General features: G+C 69.3%; 15 protein-coding genes. 6 read left to right on the forward strand and 9 right to left on the reverse strand.

Annotated features, from left to right (window positions below; translation table 11 throughout):
- Positions 1 to 27 precede the first annotated feature (27 nt).
- From OHB00_RS24730 to OHB00_RS24750, 5 genes are all read right to left on the reverse strand, one after another.
- The gene (locus OHB00_RS24730; protein WP_406437657.1) at positions 28 to 1,203 is read right to left on the reverse strand and encodes a lanthionine synthetase C family protein; all 1,176 of its coding nucleotides are present in this window, start codon (positions 1,201 to 1,203) and stop codon (positions 28 to 30) included.
- Positions 1,200 to 4,253: a lantibiotic dehydratase gene (locus OHB00_RS24735; RefSeq protein WP_406437658.1), complete on the reverse strand. Its 3,054-nt coding sequence runs from the start codon at positions 4,251 to 4,253 to the stop codon at positions 1,200 to 1,202. The genes OHB00_RS24730 and OHB00_RS24735 overlap by 4 nt, the downstream gene beginning before the upstream one ends.
- A gap of 80 nt (positions 4,254 to 4,333) precedes the next feature.
- Positions 4,334 to 4,552 carry an FxLD family lanthipeptide gene (locus OHB00_RS24740; RefSeq protein ID WP_406437660.1) on the reverse strand — a complete coding sequence of 73 codons (219 nt, stop codon included), beginning with the start codon at positions 4,550 to 4,552 and terminating at the stop codon, positions 4,334 to 4,336.
- 197 nt (positions 4,553 to 4,749) lie between these two features.
- Positions 4,750 to 4,926, reverse strand: coding sequence for a hypothetical protein (locus OHB00_RS24745; protein WP_406437662.1), 177 nt, complete (start codon positions 4,924 to 4,926; stop codon positions 4,750 to 4,752).
- Positions 4,926 to 5,333 (reverse strand): hypothetical protein, encoded by a 408-nt coding sequence (locus OHB00_RS24750; RefSeq protein ID WP_406437663.1) that lies wholly within the window; start codon positions 5,331 to 5,333, stop codon positions 4,926 to 4,928. Before OHB00_RS24750 ends, OHB00_RS24745 begins: the two co-directional genes overlap by 1 nt.
- A 212-nt stretch (positions 5,334 to 5,545) precedes the next feature.
- On the opposite strand from OHB00_RS24750, the gene OHB00_RS24755 reads away from it, so the two are divergent.
- A complete protein-coding gene (locus OHB00_RS24755; protein WP_406437665.1) occupies positions 5,546 to 6,106 on the forward strand; it encodes an ATP-binding protein in 561 nt (186 codons plus the stop codon).
- Here the strand turns inward: OHB00_RS24755 and OHB00_RS24760 are convergent.
- Both OHB00_RS24760 and OHB00_RS24765 read right to left on the reverse strand, forming a co-directional pair.
- Positions 5,987 to 6,691 carry a 2'-5' RNA ligase family protein gene (locus OHB00_RS24760; protein WP_406437666.1) on the reverse strand — a complete coding sequence of 235 codons (705 nt, stop codon included), beginning with the start codon at positions 6,689 to 6,691 and terminating at the stop codon, positions 5,987 to 5,989. The two genes, OHB00_RS24755 and OHB00_RS24760, sit on opposite strands and share 120 nt — an antisense overlap.
- A gap of 55 nt (positions 6,692 to 6,746) precedes the next feature.
- A complete protein-coding gene (locus OHB00_RS24765; protein WP_406437668.1) occupies positions 6,747 to 8,087 on the reverse strand; it encodes a hypothetical protein in 1,341 nt (446 codons plus the stop codon).
- 224 nt (positions 8,088 to 8,311) lie between these two features.
- On the opposite strand from OHB00_RS24765, the gene OHB00_RS24770 reads away from it, so the two are divergent.
- Both OHB00_RS24770 and OHB00_RS24775 read left to right on the forward strand, forming a co-directional pair.
- Entirely contained in the window at positions 8,312 to 9,193 is an 882-nt protein-coding gene (locus OHB00_RS24770; protein WP_406437669.1) for a helix-turn-helix domain-containing protein, read from the forward strand.
- Entirely contained in the window at positions 9,190 to 9,441 is a 252-nt protein-coding gene (locus tag OHB00_RS24775) for a DUF397 domain-containing protein (protein ID WP_406437671.1), read from the forward strand. Before OHB00_RS24770 ends, OHB00_RS24775 begins: the two co-directional genes overlap by 4 nt.
- 1,229 nt (positions 9,442 to 10,670) lie before the next feature.
- On the opposite strand, the gene OHB00_RS24780 is transcribed toward OHB00_RS24775, so the two are convergent.
- Complete coding sequence (locus OHB00_RS24780) at positions 10,671 to 11,828, reverse strand: hypothetical protein (RefSeq protein WP_406437673.1); 1,158 nt, start codon at positions 11,826 to 11,828, stop codon at positions 10,671 to 10,673.
- A gap of 350 nt (positions 11,829 to 12,178) precedes the next feature.
- Between OHB00_RS24780 and OHB00_RS24785 the strand changes: the two genes are divergently transcribed.
- From OHB00_RS24785 to OHB00_RS24795, 3 genes are all read left to right on the forward strand, one after another.
- Positions 12,179 to 13,243, forward strand: a complete 1,065-nt coding sequence (locus OHB00_RS24785) for a hypothetical protein (protein ID WP_406437675.1) — start codon at positions 12,179 to 12,181, stop codon at positions 13,241 to 13,243.
- 231 nt (positions 13,244 to 13,474) lie between these two features.
- On the forward strand, positions 13,475 to 13,864 hold the full coding sequence (locus OHB00_RS24790) for a hypothetical protein (RefSeq protein WP_406437676.1): 390 nt from the start codon (positions 13,475 to 13,477) through the stop codon (positions 13,862 to 13,864).
- 21 nt (positions 13,865 to 13,885) lie between these two features.
- Positions 13,886 to 14,380 carry a hypothetical protein gene (locus OHB00_RS24795; RefSeq protein ID WP_406437678.1) on the forward strand — a complete coding sequence of 165 codons (495 nt, stop codon included), beginning with the start codon at positions 13,886 to 13,888 and terminating at the stop codon, positions 14,378 to 14,380.
- A gap of 178 nt (positions 14,381 to 14,558) precedes the next feature.
- On the opposite strand, the gene OHB00_RS24800 is transcribed toward OHB00_RS24795, so the two are convergent.
- The gene (locus OHB00_RS24800) at positions 14,559 to 15,179 is read right to left on the reverse strand and encodes a restriction endonuclease (RefSeq protein WP_406437680.1); all 621 of its coding nucleotides are present in this window, start codon (positions 15,177 to 15,179) and stop codon (positions 14,559 to 14,561) included.
- Between the last annotated feature and the right edge of the window lie 177 nt (positions 15,180 to 15,356).

The following is a 15,356-nucleotide window of genomic DNA, read 5'->3' on the forward strand; positions in this document are numbered from 1 at the left end:
TCTGGTGCGGGGTGCGGTTCACGCACGTCATCCCGCCAGCAGCAGGCAGCGGTCCCAGGAGGCGGTGGTCGCCGTGTTGACACGGTCGGTGAGACGGACCAGATGAATGCCCGACGTACCGTCCATCAGGCCGACGCCGTCCGGCAGTCCGCTGTGGTCGAGGTGCTCGTCGAGCCGGGCCCGCAGACGGGGCAGATGCGCCGCGAGTTCGTCATCGACGGCGTCGGCGGCAGTACGGGAGGCGGTCTGTACGAGCCCCGCCCACCCGTGGCAGAGGGATGCGTCGGTGAGCTGGGCGAGTTGCTGGTCGTCGGCCAGGCAGCCGGCCAGGGCTTGTTCGGCTCGGCGTTGCCGGTCCCGGTCGCCGAGGGCGATGCCGGCGAGTTGTTGGGCGCGGGCGATGCCGGGGGTGCCGTAGCACCAGGACGGACGTCCCGGTACCGAGTGCTGGAGAGCGCCGCGTCGGTGTTCGGCCCGGGTGACCAGACCCGGCCACCAGGCGCGCGAGCCCGTACCGTCGCGCCATTGGTCGAGCCAGCCGCATATCCGGATGATGGCTCGTTTCTGTCCGGGCACCGTGTGGCCGTGGCGCACGGCGGTGGCCAGCAGTGCGAGGGGTCCACTGATGCCGTGGGCCAGACCGAGGTTGCCGTGTCCGCCGGGCCATCGCGGCGACGGGCGCAGGTCGGGGCTGTCGCTGGTCCACCAGCCGGGCAGGAGCTGGGACTCGATGGTGATCGGTTCAGTCAGGCGTACCAGGTAGGCGAGGACGTCTCGTAGTTCCGTCCGGTGACCGCGGTGCAGGTGGTAGGCCCCCAGGCCGGTCAGTCCGCTGATGAGGTCGTACTCGCCCAGGCTGGGCGGCGCGCCGCGGTCGATGCGGGCGTTCGCCCGCTTGAGGCGGTCGCGGGTGACCTCGGCGAGGTGTGCGTCCAGGGTCGCCAGGGCGCGGGTGGCGGTGTCCGTGTGCGTGAAGCTGAGGACGTACGCGACGGCTGGCGCGCCCTCGTACAGGCCGCATGCCTCCGGGGCGGCCTGTATCGGGCCCTTGACCATGGCGGCGGCCCACGGCCGGAGCGCGTCCGTGTCGTCTTCGCCGGTGTGGGCCCTGACGGCGTGCAGCAGGGCGGCTCCCGCTGCTCCGGAGTACAGCGACTGGCCCCAGCCGGGCCTGGTGGGTGTGGGCGACGCGTCGTGGTTCATGAGTGGCTCTCCCCCGCCCGGGCGGCCCACGCGAGAGCGGACTGACGGGCCAGGCGACGACAGATCCGCTCGTCCTCCCGGTCCAGGCCGCGCAGGCGGTTGTGGTGCATGTGCAGCAGGGACTCCAGAACCGAGTCGAGGTCCATGTCCTCGGCGAGGTGCTCGCGATACAGCGTCAGGGCCACGGCGCGGCGGTGCCACGCATGTGCGAGCGCTTCGCCCCAGCCGCGGGCGCGGGGCGTGGTGTGGCGAACGAGTTCGATGGTCTGGTCTCTGACGCCTCGCTCGACTCGGGCCGGAGGAGCGGGGCGGTTGGCCAGCCAACGCATGCCCTCGTCCGGACCGAGCAGACCGCAGGCGATGTCCGCCATGCCGGCCGCGGCCAGCGCGCGTCCGTCGACGCCGTCGGCTCCCAGGCCCCGCAGGACGGCGAGGGAGTAGGCCGAGTCGGCCGTGAACACCGCCTCCGCCCCGCGCAGGGCGGCGCCGGGGCCGTAGCGGCCGATCTCCGGGGTGTACGTGTCGAACACGAGCCTGCTGCTGAGCCCCTCGTGGCGCAGCCCGGCGGCCCATCGGGCGACGAGCTCGGTGTGGGCGGAGTACTGCCCGGGGCTCCGGGTGCGGATGCGCAGGCGCAGGTGGTCGGGGTCGTGCAGGGTGCGATAGCGGACGAACCACCACTCGGGTGCGCCCTGGAGCTGGCCCATGAGCCGCGCGAGGTGGGTGGCGATCAGCTCCTCGAACTGGTCGGGGTGCGTGTAGATCTTGGCGTTCAGCCAGGGTGCCCACACCGACCCCGGTACGGGCCCGAGGGTGCTGTTGGTGAGCATGGGGAGGGGGCCGCAGAGCGGGTCAGGGGCCGGCGGGCTGGTGCTGGTCATCGGCAAGGCGATCTCGTGGACGTGGCCGCCGATCCAGCCGTAGCTCTCCTCGGGCGGCGCCTCGGTGAGCACGGCCTGGCCTTCCCGGGCCAGGTGGGCGCGCAGGACGGCGACATGGGCGGGCACGTCGAGCCTCAGTCGCCGTGTGCGGTCGTCCTCCCGCAGCTCGACGGCATCGTGGCAGTGCCACCGCTTCCGCCAGCGGCCGAGGGCATCCGCCCACTCCTGGGTATCCGTACCTCGGCCTGGGAGGTCGTCGGCGCTCAGGTTCCAGCGGCCAGGAGAGAGGATCACTCGCCCGTAGCGGACGCGTGGCAGGAACGGCAGCCGTGCGCCGTGCGGACCCCAGTCGAAGCCGGTCCAGGCGGGGCCGAAGGCGCGGGTCAGGTGCGCCAGGAACCGGGCCAGGGGAGGAGGTTGCTTGTCCAGGGCCATGGCGTGGAAGACCTGCGGATCCACGACGCAACGGCGGGAGATGCTGACCATGTGCAGGCGGGTGTGCGTGGCAGTGACCGCGAGGTCGTCGACCCCGATGAGCGTCGGCGCAGTGTCGGCAGCGCCGCGGTGTTCACCCAACGGGATCACGTGCGGGAGATAGGCGGGTATACGGGCGACGTTCTCGGTGTGCGGGTACAGGGGCGGGAAGGAGAGTTGCGCGGTCAGCGCGTTTTCGACGCTCGCGGGGACCTGGCGGTAGATCTTGTCGAGTCCCGAGCCGGTGGCGACTGGTGAGAACCGGGACGTGAGCGTTCCTGCGGCGCGGGCCGGCGTCACGGTGAGCGTGAAGTCCCCGCGTTCCAGCGCGGGCAGACTGTCGGCGTGCAGGCGCGCGCACATCTCCACGTGGGGCGGCGCCTCCCGCGTGGCCATCGTCTCGTCGGTCAGGCTGTCGATCAGGTCGTCGGTGAGGACGATCTCCCTGCCGCCGTCGGCCAGTGCCTGCCAGGCCAGGGCCAGCAGCCGCTCGTCCCGCTCGGAGACCACTGGTGGCGGCGGGGTCATGCGGCTGCCGGGGTATTCGGCCGGGTAGCCGAGCCCGGCCGCCGGGTCGACGACCTCCTTCACCGGCACCAGCGTGCCGGTGCCGTACCGCTCCCAGAACGCGACTTGGTACTCCTTCCACACACCCTGGCCCGCCGGTCGGCGCGTCAACCGCAGCAGCGCATCGGCGGCCCGCTCCATCTCGCGCGCGACGCTCTCGGGAATCCGTACGTCGGCGTCCAGCCGCAGGTCGATGGCGAGAGGACTTCGGCCCGCGCCGGAGAGCCGACGCAAGAGCGGCGTCAGCGCCTCCCGTTGGGGCGCTTGGTGGTTCGCGGGAAGCCGGTTGTGCTCGTGCACGGCGCGTCGCACCGCTTCCAGTTCGTGTAGGACCTGCGCGACCTCGGGCACCGTACCCGCGTCCACGCCGTGCAGCCGCTCGATCAGGTGGCACAGCGGATCGGTGTCGGTCATCGGAGAGCGCAGGCTGGTGATCAGGAACTTCTCGCGCACCAGCGTGCCGAGCAGTGTGGTGATGTGGCGTTGCTCGGTTCGGGGAAAGGCGGAGGCCAACTGCTCGGCGAGGGCGGCGAAGCGGACCGGCTCGCGCGCGAGGTCCTCAATCCAGCGGACCGCGCTGGTGCGCCGGACAGTGGCCCCCATCGGTCCACCGTGCGGGACGTGCAGGCGTCCGCCTCGGCGTGCCGCCAGGTTGTTCAGGACCACGTCCAGGCGCTCCAGCAGGTCGGGGCACGCCTCCAGACGAGCGACGACGTCGTCCAGCCACTCGGTGTCCACCCGCGCCACGGCCCGGTGCGCGTCTCCCCATCTCGCGTGCGGTGTGGAACCCACGCTGGCCGGTGCCACCCCGGCGAAAAGGCCGAACGGGGTCGACCGCCCGGTGGCTCGCAGCGCGTAGCGGACGGTGGCCAGGGCGGCGCGCCGGACCTGCTTGGGACGTGCCGGCTGCCCCGCGCGGATCGCGTCGACCCGCGTGGCGAGGTCACCACTCGTCTGCCGGACGGCGTCGGCGAACCGCTCGTCGGCCCACACCTGCTTCAGCCATCTGCGGCAGGCGTCCGTGTCGGCCGGATCGGGCCACCATCCCGGCAGGCTCGTCAACGGCATCGCGGCGGCCCGGAGCAGGGCCGTGCCCGTGTGCTGGTAGAGCTTTCCGTCACTTCCCATTTCCAGTGCCTCCGCCATAGTGCTGTGACCGGGGCGGGGCCGGGAGCGAAAGTGCCCCCGGCCCCAAATACGAGCCGCTGTCAGACGGCGCTCGCGCAGGACGAGGCGCAGGACGGCTTGCAGCCGTCACCGGTGTCGCAGGCCCTGGGAAGCAGGTCGGCGTCGACCTCCGTGATGATGGTGAGGTCGATGTCGAAGGGGTCGGCGGGTAGGTCGAGGGCGCCTGCCACGACGGACGCCTTGGCGCCGGCTGTTACCGGCGGCGGCGCGCTGATCGAGCTGAATGTGGTTGCGGTCATCGCACTTCCTCTCGTGTCGGAAGGGTTCGAACGGTTCGTCGTACTGCTGGCCGGCCGGTGTGCGGCTCGCCGCGCCGCACACCGGTCGGGTTCCTGCATTCGCACCTTGCGGTGCGGCCCCTCTCCGGCTGATCGGATTCCGTGGGGGACGGGGATTCGGAGCATCCGGAGAGGGAGTCGAGGAACGCGGGCCGTAGCTACCGGATCTGGCCTGCGTAGAGCGTGGTCAACGCTGTGCCGGTCACCAGGACGGGCAGGAACAGCACTTGGAAGGCGCCGAAGCCGAACCGGCCGACATACCTCGCCGGGTGCCGCAGCACCAATCCGATCTGGCTGAGCAGTTGCCGCAGAGGCCGTAGCCGCATGGTGGTCATCACGCCGCCGTCCTCCGTAAGAGCGTCGGGTCGGCGGCGTCGACGACCGCCCACGGCGTCGTGATCAACGCCCCGGTCCGGGCCTGCCAGGCTGCGAGGTTCGTCCTGTCCTCCTCCAGATGCCCCAGCATCACGAGCAGGGGGGTGACGATCCCGGCCGCCCTCCCCTGCTCGACCGCGGCCAGGGCGTTGTGCCAGCCCTCGCACAGGGCGCGGCTCTCGAACGGTGCCGCTCGGTCGACGTACGCCTCGGCCACCTCACAGCTGGCATCGGCGACGTACCGCCGTGTGCTGGCCAGGCTGTGGTCGGCGATCTCACCGAGCGACGCGGGCAGGCAGGCGTACAGCACCAGACGCGTGCCCGGGGGCACCTCGTGCGGTGCGGTCTGCCTTGCGCTGCCGCTCATTTCGAGTTACCTCCAGCCGGTCGTGGTCGAGACGCCAAGGGCCGGCGCCTCGAAGAAGAGCCTCGCTGGGGGCGGCCGACGGCGGTACGCCGTCAGGGCGCCGTTCGTCCGCCGTCCGGCGGCGCGCGAAGAGGCGGAGCTGCGGCGTACCGTCGCGGCTCACGGATGGCGAGGCTGATCGGTCCAGTGCCCAACCGGAAACGAGAGCGGCGATGGACGCGGTAGACGAAGAGCGCCTCTGCAGGCAGACACCATTGAGGCGTCATTGGGTGAAGCTGGCCGACTGCGCCGAGCCTTCGGGCCTCGCACGCCGACACGTACACGAGTCCCTCAAGGGACGTGCCTCACCGGAGCGCGTGGACGACGCCGTTCTAATCGCCTCGGAATTGGTGGGCAACGCGGTCAGACACACCGCCGGCGGACCGGACTGCATGTGCGTGGAGGTCTACCGGGACGTTGCGGTACTGCGAGTCCACGACGCCGGACGGGATGTCTCCAAGGTCCAGGCGCGATCAGCGCAGGCGTCGCTGGGTGAGCTGACGGGAAATGGTCTCGGATTGCTGCTCGTCGGGGCGCTGGCCTCCGAATGGTCGGTCCGGCCGACCGCGATCGGCAAGGAAGTGGTCGTGGTCTTCCCCCTGGATGCCCGTGGGCTAACCGAGCGGGACGCTCTTTTGTACATCCCAGCGGTACGTCCGCCCCTCGCGCCGGAGCTCCACCAACTGAACGGCGGCCACGGAGAGCTCGACAGCGGGGAGAGCGCGAAGACCTGAGACCGCCTCCACGACGGGGGCGGCGGGACGCCGACGGTTGTTGTAGGCGAGGCTCAAGTGCGGTCGGAAAGCGGACGTCGGCTTCTTCGGGGCGAGACCGGCGCTGCTTCCGCCCTTGGACAGCGCGTGGTGCAGCCGAAGCAGGGGTTCCCACGGGCCGAGGGACAGGCGGACGGCACCGCGGGAGCCGGCCAGCGGCATGGCGCGTATGGAGAACGCGGGGGGCAGCAGCGCCTCGACGTCCCGCGCCAGGCTGTCCAGCTGATCGGGGGCGACTGCGCCCGGCCTGCCCACGCGGGCGAGGGTGATGTGCAGTCCGTCCGTCGGCACCGGGTCGAGGCCGAGAGGCGCCAGCTCCTCCTGGCAGTGTCCGGCGAGGGTCCCGAGCGGCTGGTCGTCCGGGAAGGTCAGCATCCAGTAGTACGCCCGGCTGCCGTCCGACCAGCCGGGGCGTGCCCAGTGGTCGGTCATCTCGTCGAGTGCGCTGAACGCCGCCCAGTCGTGGGCCGCGGTGACCGCCGGATCCTGTGTGTCGGCGGGAGGCTCGGCTGGGAACGCGGCGGGATCGGCGCTGAGCAGGGGCACCCGTCGAACTCCTTCGGCTTCACACCGCCCCGGGGTACGACGACACCGACGGCGCCTACGACGCGGATGACGCCATGGCCAGGACGGCTGGCTGCGAGCTCCAGGCCCGGAACTCCTCGCCATAATCGCGCACCGCCGGGTGATCACGCCACGGCCCGGCCTGCTCGCGCAGGTCACGGGAGCGTTGGTAGACGGAGCTGATCGGGGTGTCTCCGCACAGCCGTAGGGCCTCACCCCCGAGCGCCATCGCGTGGTCGATGTCGGGCGTGCGCTGCTGCAGCAGCGCGGTGGCGACGTCGAGGCGTACGAGCGAACGGCTCCAGGAGGAGGTCGAGTGCTCCACCAGATCGTCGATGTGCTCGGCGTCACGCAGTACCTGGGCCGTGTTGCGCAGGGCCACGTGTGACGTGACGGCGTTGGCCAGCGTCCGGGCCCGTCCGTACGGCTCGAAGGAAATGCAGGAGGTAAGCCCGACGGGTACCTCGTGGAGGTCGGAGAGGCGGAGTGCCTGTCCGATGGCCTGCTCGACGGCACGCCGGTCGCCGGTCTTGCCAAGGGCTCGGGCTCGGCCGTTGGCGAGCAGGCGGATGGACTGGGCGTGGCGTGGCGCGCGCTCGACGGCAGCGGCGGCGCAAGCGTCGGCCTCGTCGTACCGGCCAGCGTAGTAGAGGCCGAAGGAGAGGGTCCCGCGGGCCCAGAGCTCTGTGTCCAGGTCGCCGATCTCACGGCTGAGATCGCGGGCTTCGGTGCAGTACGCCTCCGAGAGCGTGAAGTCGCCCGTGTTCACCGCCATGTAGCCGAGCAGGCCGGAGGCGCGAGCGGCGAGGTGGAAGAGCTCGCGGCGTGTGCCTGGGGGCTGGCGACCGTCGAGGAGGGTGTGAGCGAGCTGCCGCACCTGGCGAGCCTGGGGGCGCAGGGCGTACGGCCCGTCCTGCTCGTACCGGCCGGCAATGCCCTCCAGGGAGGAATCCAGGAACGCGAGCGTCGCGGCGTCGGCGTTGCTGGCCGTGAGCTGCCGGGTCCGGGCGATGATGTCCAGGGGGTTCTCATCGTCCTCTCGTGGCGGAAGAGGACTCGGCGCTTGCTGGCGTGCGGGCGGCTCCTCGGAGCGGCCGGACTCGGAGTCGCCGTCGTACACCGCGGAGAACAGCTCGGACACCGATCTGCCCAACATGTGCTCCAGCACCCGGCAAGCGTCAGGACGGGGCAGAGTCAGTAGCTCCCCGCCGTACCAACGGTCGAACTGGCGTGGAGAGACCTGGAGGGACGCCAGGCGAGGGTCTCGGTCGAGTTCCGCCAGCCGCACGGCGGCCCGCTCGTACTGGGCGGCGAAAGCCTCGTGCGTCGTCAGGTGCCGCTGCTGGAGCAGCTGCCGGAGCAGCGTTGTCCGTGGCATGGCCCACCCTCCTGGTACGGCGTGCGGGACCGACGTCGAGGCGCGCGCCGGTGACGGTGTCGTGGCGAGGCATCGCCCATCGGTCTGCTGCGGCGCGCACCCGTACGAACGCGCGTCGTGACTCCTGACAGCATGCCGATGCAACCACCAACTAGGCAATATGTCTTGAGAAGTTGACCCGTACGGGCTTGTCGAGGCGGCGCCGGTACGGAGAGACTTCCGGCATGGCCTTGAAGAGAAGCCTGGTCCCGCAGTCGGTCTACCGGCGACAGCTCGCGGCACGGCTGAAGGAACTGCGTGACGCGACCGGGCTCACCCTCACCGAGGTCGCCGACCAACTGGAGGTCAACCAGGGGTCACTGAGCCGGATCGAGAACGGCGAACGCGGTACGACACCGGTCCTCGTCCGCGCTCTGCTGGACCTGTACGGCGTCGAGGACGAAGGCCGGCGCGCCGACGTGCTCGACCTCGTGCGAGCGGACAAGGAACAGCAGAAGCCCTGGTGGCGGAAGTACTCGACGGTGCTCACCCCAACCCGCTACGACGGGTACCTCGCACTGGAGGCCGGCGCGACGCACCTCGCCAGCTACCAGCCGATGCTCGTGCCAGGGCTGCTCCAGACCGAGGACTACGCACGTGCCGTGATCTCCCAGATGAGGAAGGACCTGTCCCCGCCACAGGTCGAGTCCCTGGTGAGGGTCCGCCTGGAGCGGCAGAACAGCCGCCTGGGTGGCGAGGCCCCCGCCAGACTCTGGGCGATCCTCGACGAAGCCGTGCTGCGCAGGAGGGTCGGCTCTGTAGAAGTGATGCGCGACCAGCTGCGGAAACTGGTGGAGGCGAGCGAGCAGTCAAACGTCACCGTGCAGCTGCTGCCGTTCTCGCTCGGCGCGCATCCCGGGCTGTACGGCCCGTTCGTCATCCTCGCCTTCCCGCACCCGACGCCGGACCTGGTGTGGCTGGAGAACCCCAAGAACTCCGTGTATCTGGAGTCCACGGAGGACGTGGACAACTACACGGAAATCTTCGATCAGTTGAGAGACAGCGCCCTCGACCCGTCGGAGACTCGCACCCACATCGCACGCATCAGCAAGGAGCTCGAAGAGTGAGCACGCCCAGCATGGCCGCCCCGCACGACGTCACGACAGCCCAGTACGACGTCGACCTCGCGCACGCTCGGTGGCGGAAGAGCTCGTACAGCGGGGGCGCGAACGACTGCGTGGAAGTCGCGGAACTGGACAAGGGCGCCGCAGTGCGCGACTCCAAGGACATCAGCCGTGGGCCGTTGCTCTTCTCGACGGCGGCGATGCGCGCGCTGGTCAGCGGGATCGCTAACGGGTCGATCATTGACCGTTGATGCCGAAGTGAGAAGGGAGCGGCGGCAGACGTCGTGGTGGGCGCAGGTGTCTCGGTCTCACGACGGGCGTGCCGCTGCTGGAGGCTGGGTTCTCCGTGCGGTTGGTGGCCGATGAAATACCCGGGCGCACGTCACTCGCGGCTGGGCTACTACTCTGCAGCCCCAACTCCCTCCGGCCTGCACATGCTCGAACAGCGTGACGCACTCCGGGTCGGCCTGCTCCCCTGCGGCACGGTTGGGCTTCATGATCTGCCCGAACGGTCGAGCATCGCGAGACGTCCCTCGGAGACTGGCCACGCTAATTCCCGTACAGGCGCTCGGACTTGGGACAAGCCTTTTGCATCGGCTCCTGGTTTCGCGGCGGCGGACAGGGAGACAATGACCTGATTGTTCAACATCGTGTACGCCGTCGTGAGAGGTGTGTTGCTTGGTTTCGTCGCCGCGAAGGACAGGCACCAGCTCACAGAATGCCCAGCAGGCCGAAGCCGCCATCAACCGCGCCCTGGCCAAGGCGCCCCCTGAGCAGAGACGGCTCGCGGACGGCCGTAAGACGGAGGCCGTCCTGATCGGCATGGTCCGCGAGTGGGAGGAGGTACGTGGCGGCAGCTTCGGGTGTCACCCCACCGGCAACCGGTGGGCTCATATCTCCGACGACTCACTGGCGATCGGCGACTTCCGCCCCTTCGGACTCAGCACGGACCTCTGCGCGATTAGTGACCACGCGATGGCCCGTACCTTCGCCTCTGGCTACCGAGAGTGGGTCGTCGGCAACACACCACCGGTGTCCTACTGGAGCACCGTCGCCATGCGGGAAGACGCCATTCCCGTCATGCTGGCGGTCCTCGATCGCGAGCTGACCGGTGCAGTCGGCTGCCTCGACTGGTACCTGCGGACACCGTGCTGGTCCCCCCTGTGCCGACAGCATTCAGGCGACGGCGATACGTCCTCCTGCGGCTCGCCGAGTTGCGCCCTCGCCTCACCGGAAACGCCATGCGACTGCATGTGTGGCGGGATGAACCACGGGATGGGGGTGGAGGGCATCGAGGCCCTACGGCCTGAGGCTCCGGACTGGCCCACAGCGCCGGCACCCGTGTGGCACCCCGGTTCCGGCACCGTGGAGGTCGACCGTGCGAACGGACGAATAGCCGGGCGAGACCCCTTCGGCCGGCACGGTGCTCGCGTACGACCCCCGTCATCAGCGTGGACCTCGCCTGCCGCCGACTCCCCGCTCAACCAACGCTCTCGGACGCTCCCCGACCGTCCATGAGCTCCTGGATCGCAGCGAGGATCGCTTCCACAGCACCGGGTTCAGCTGCCAGGGCGGTGAGAGGGACCGACGGCCAGCCCTTGTATCCCTTTTCCCGCTGCGCCTCCAGCTTCTTCTGCAACTCGGGAACGGCCGGCAGAGAATCCGCGAACGCCGCTGCGCGGTCGAGGCCGAGGTGATGGGTGATCGACCCGAAGCTGAAGGCGAGTTCTTCCTTGGAGGGCGTGTCGTACAGGGACAGCGTCCAGAGCGGCACCTGGCGGCCGGCGACGGAATAGTGGACGGACATGCTCGGGTAGGTGGCCGTACCGCCCTCCAGCCGTCCCTTGGCTGCCGCATGATCGAGAAGAGCGGTCGCGATCCGCCTCGGCTCCGGGGCGAGCCGAGCCCGGATCTCCGATTCCATGTCGTCCCGTGTGGTCCGCTGCGTGGTGCGACGGCCAGAGGGGGACTTCGCTGCCGTGGCGACTTCCCCGTGGACGCGCGGGACCAGGACGCGGAGGTCTCCGTCGCCTCGGTACTGGGTCAGCTCGACCGCGTATACGTCGGTCTGGCGCATCTGCCGGTTCAGGAACTCGACGATCGCCCTCAGCTCCAGCGGGATCCAGTCCGCGACGAACAGCAGCCGCATCTGCCCGGCTGTCAGCCGTTCCTCGACCATCGCCCAGAACTCTTCCGGGGATCGGTCGCTGAGCAGTTCCCCGTATGCCTCTTCCAGCGATCGGCCATCCGCGACGCAGGTCTCCTCGAAGGAGCGCTGAAGCAGCGCTCCGGGCCAGTAGCGAGCCCCGTTCGCCGCGTAGTCCAGCATCTGGCCCACCACCTCGCGCCGGATCCGGGTGTCACTCGCCCGCTTGACCTCCACCAGCGTCGGCACCCCGTCTGCGTCGACGAAGAGGTGGTCCAGCCAGTACGCCGGACCGCTTTCCGCGTTCGTCGGAACGCCCATCTCCCGCGCCACCAGCACCAGCCGCAAGGGCTGGCCATCGGCCAGCGAACCGAAATCCAGCACTCGCGGATGGCGCGCGAGGAGCTCCTGGAACTCCGCCTCGTTGTCGAACGCGGCCGGCTCCAGCGTCTGCAGGTCGTTCCCCAAGACGAATACCGACTGATCAGTCACGTGCTTCCCCACCCCTGTGATCCCGAGACCGTGGTCAGCGATCGTTTGCCTGTCCATTGATACCGCTGCGGGGCGGTCAAGAGGCTTCGCTCGGCCAAGTCCGCTTGCTTCACGCCCTGTTGAGTGTCAGTGGTCGTTCCTATCGTGGAGGAATGGCGAACGGTGTGTGGCACACCAGATATGGCATAGAGATCAATCTGTCGGTACCCGATCTCGGACATCCGGGCAGTCCGGAGCTGCTCCGGGAGATCACCGCAAGCATCACCGACCGCGACCCGCAACTGCTCGAATGCCTGGCGCACCACGAAGGGCGAGAGTGCCAATCGGAGTCAGGCGGGAAGTCCCCGTGGATGTTCATCCGTCGAGGCCGGGTGGGTGGCCGTCGGCCCCTGGTGGCCTCTCACCTACCGGTTACACACAAGCCGACCCCGGCGGAGAGCGCCCAGCACAAGGCCACGAAGGAGCGCGTCGTCGAGACCGCTACGCGGTACGGGCTCGACTCCGAAGCCGAGGTTCCCGTAGCCGACCGGCGGAGCGTCACGGACGCCGTCGTCACAGGTCCCAACGGCATACGGATCGGCTGGGAGATCCAGTACCACCACATCAGCCCCAGCAGCGTGCACCGCCGCTCGGTCAACGCCGTGGAGAACGGCATCACACCCCTCTGGGTCGCAAAGGACCGGACGGCCTCCCTAATCGACCGTGCGCCGTGGGCACGCGTCGACGACATGCCGTGGAAGGACATCGCCGACGGCAAGGAAATGGTGATCCGTGGTGGGTACCGCCACCTCCAGGTCTGGAAGTGCGTACCGAGCAGCGACCGCCACTGCCTCGTCAGCGAGGGCGCCGGCCACTGTGGCGCGATGCACGCCGACTGGTTCGTTCCCGCGCTGTGCCTGCCCGAGAAGAAGCCGGTCCACATCGAGGACCTGGTCTTGCGGAGCGCCACGGGGGAGAGCGTCCCGGTCTACGTGCCCAGCTGCGGCAACGGCCGGGCCGGTCGGCACATGTGGGTGTCAGTCGACGACCGCATGCTGTGGGAGGAGATCGCCGGTGAACGAACGCCTCTTCCTCCGGTGCCGGTCGAAGAGGATGACGACGTGATCACCTTCGCCGAGCAGGAGATCGACCGCACCTGCCGGGCAGGAGAAGAAGGGTGGTTCGTCAGCGACGCCCGCCCCCTCCGCGACCTCGGCCAGCCGACTGGCGGCTTCACCCTTCCTCGCATGCCCGTGCGAGGCTCCCGTGATCCGATGCGGATCACCCCAGTCGAGCGGGCCGCCGCCTCCGCCGCGCTGGGATGCCCGACGTGGGAGCTCGGGCCATGCGCCGGGTGCGGCCAGCTGATGCGCAGGTACGGGCGGTACGCGGCAATGTACTGCCGCGTGTGCCGGGCCGTCCTCAACGGGCAGTAACCGGAAACTGCAACCAGGGCCACCCATGAGGGGGCGTTGAGTCCGCTCCTGGTAGCGGGCTCGTCAGAGTGGCGGACGAGCTGAACATTGCTCGTGCTGTTGACGATGCGTCACCCTCAGCGGCGTTTGTCGCACAGTCGGATGGGATTCCACCTACGTTCGCATCTCTCCCGCCGAGGCTGAGTTACTTCGCGTGACACAGTCCTTGATCGAAAGGCAGAGGTACGCGCAGTGGCGTTTCAGTCCAAGTGGTCGCAGGAGAAGCGTGCTGAACTGGCGGATCTCGTGATCGCCGAGACCAAGACCGTGGCGGAGGTGAGCATCGAGTACGGGGTCTCACGCAAGACCGTGAACGGTTGGGTGCAGCGGCGTAAGCGACAACTCGGTATTCCGGGGTCTCCCATGGGCGGAGACCGCACCCTCCCCCCTGCCGCCCTGCGTCGAGTCGCCAAGGAGAAACAGGGGCGAGTTGCGGCCGAACGGCGCGCGGAGTCCTACCGAAGCGAGCTGGAGGACACCAAGACCCAGCTTGAACGGCTGATGGAAACACTCCAGGGGATGCAGGTAACCTTGGAGTACTACATGGGACAGAGGCCACCCGGCAGAGTCGCCGCCCAGTAATTCCTGACAGGCGCTTCCCACATGGGTACCCACCGCCACGACGGCAACCACATCGCGACCGAACTCGAAATCCTGTGCAAAGGCATGGGACTCCCCGTCGCTGACACGGACGACCGCACTCGGGCCGTCGGCGTGCTGATCTCGTCAGCCGGAACAAGGGCCGCGTCACTGGAGTGGTTCATCTCCATCACCGCACGCTCAGCCTCAGCCCGTGAACAGACCGAAGGACTGGCAGACGGACGAGCCGGCCTTCTGCACCGCAGCACACGCGCTTACGTGCATCACGCGCTCACTGGCGTCCTCCAGGAACTGGGGTACTCGGTAGCCCACACCACCTCCGGCCTGCGTATCGAGGGCCTACCCGGCGCCTCGGCCGGAGCGGAGACCGCCAGCACCCTCGCGGACTTCCTCCGCGTGGGACTGGACAGCCTCGACGGAGCACGCGACCGCAAGAAACAGAGTGAAGACGGTGAGGATGGCGACGATGGCCTGGCCGGTGTACCGGCCCGCGTGTAACCGCGCGCCCCTGGACGAACCGCCGGCCTCAGCTCACTGCGAACCTGCTACATCGCGGGGATTCTGGACGACGGCAGAGCACGGCGGTGGAGCCGTGTTCTGCCTGCGCGGCGGAGAGGCGGTACAGCGCCAAGACGGCCGAGGAGCGTGACCGGCCACGTCCCCTCACGAGGACGGATCACTTCCCGTACGCCTGCTTCCAGCGCGCTCGGTGACGGGAGTCGCCCTGCCCTTGGCCATTCACGTCACCCAGGGACAGCAACGAGGCCCCGTTGTTCCACAGTCCGAGGTGATCCCGATGCACGGCGAGGATTCCGTGCTGCAGCGCGAACTTCTCGGAGGGGCGGCTGAACCGCGTGGTCGTGACGAACACGGCCAGGTCGGCCCCGAAGTGCACCTTGGCGCCCAGCAGATCGCGCAGTTCGCGGCTCGCGATCGTGTTGTTCGGCGCATAGCGCTTGCACTGGATCACCATGCTCCGGCCGTCCGGGAGGCGGCCGACAACATCGGCGCCGTTGTCGTTAGCGCCACCCACGCGCCGGACCTCGGTGCATCCGTCACGTCGACACAGGCTTGCGACCAGATCCTCGAACTCGGTGCCGGTCATCGCGTCCACCTCGGCAAGTGTCCGGTGGCCGGCTTTCACCGCCTCCTCCTGCCGCCAGAGACGGTCCCGCCCACGCACGAGCCGGTCCGTACGCCAAAGCCACCATCCCGCCGCTACGACGCCGCCGAGTAGCACAGCTCCCGTGACGTACGGCCACACGACCGACCAGAAGACGACGAGCAGGACCAGCACCAAGCCCCCGCCGACCGCCACCGACTTCAGCCGCGCCGCTCGTCGTCTGCGAGCAGCCGCACCCCGTCCACGCCTCGTCACGGTCGAAGCCCTCCCCCACAGGTCCGTGTACCGCAGTGTGAGCCGACCGAGGCAGCACGAGAAGGGCGCGAGTCGGCCATGGCCGGATCGGATGGC

The sequence above is a fragment of the Streptomyces sp. NBC_00631 genome, assembly GCF_045206895.1.
GTDB lineage: Bacteria > Actinomycetota > Actinomycetes > Streptomycetales > Streptomycetaceae > Streptomyces.

Excerpts from the sequence above, each read along its gene's own strand:
- OHB00_RS24730 (WP_406437657.1), bottom strand. The coding sequence starts at position 1,203 with ATGAACCACGACGCGTCGCCCACACCCACCAGGCCCGGCTGGGGCCAG.
- OHB00_RS24735 (WP_406437658.1), bottom strand. The coding sequence starts at position 4,253 with ATGGGAAGTGACGGAAAGCTCTACCAGCACACGGGCACGGCCCTGCTC.
- OHB00_RS24740 (WP_406437660.1), bottom strand. The coding sequence starts at position 4,552 with ATGACCGCAACCACATTCAGCTCGATCAGCGCGCCGCCGCCGGTAACA.
- OHB00_RS24745 (WP_406437662.1), bottom strand. The coding sequence starts at position 4,926 with ATGACCACCATGCGGCTACGGCCTCTGCGGCAACTGCTCAGCCAGATC.
- OHB00_RS24750 (WP_406437663.1), bottom strand. The coding sequence starts at position 5,333 with ATGAGCGGCAGCGCAAGGCAGACCGCACCGCACGAGGTGCCCCCGGGC.
- OHB00_RS24755 (WP_406437665.1), top strand. The coding sequence starts at position 5,546 with ATGGACGCGGTAGACGAAGAGCGCCTCTGCAGGCAGACACCATTGAGG.
- OHB00_RS24765 (WP_406437668.1), bottom strand. The coding sequence starts at position 8,087 with ATGCCACGGACAACGCTGCTCCGGCAGCTGCTCCAGCAGCGGCACCTG.
- OHB00_RS24770 (WP_406437669.1), top strand. The coding sequence starts at position 8,312 with ATGGCCTTGAAGAGAAGCCTGGTCCCGCAGTCGGTCTACCGGCGACAG.
- OHB00_RS24785 (WP_406437675.1), top strand. The coding sequence starts at position 12,179 with ATGTTCATCCGTCGAGGCCGGGTGGGTGGCCGTCGGCCCCTGGTGGCC.
- OHB00_RS24795 (WP_406437678.1), top strand. The coding sequence starts at position 13,886 with ATGGGTACCCACCGCCACGACGGCAACCACATCGCGACCGAACTCGAA.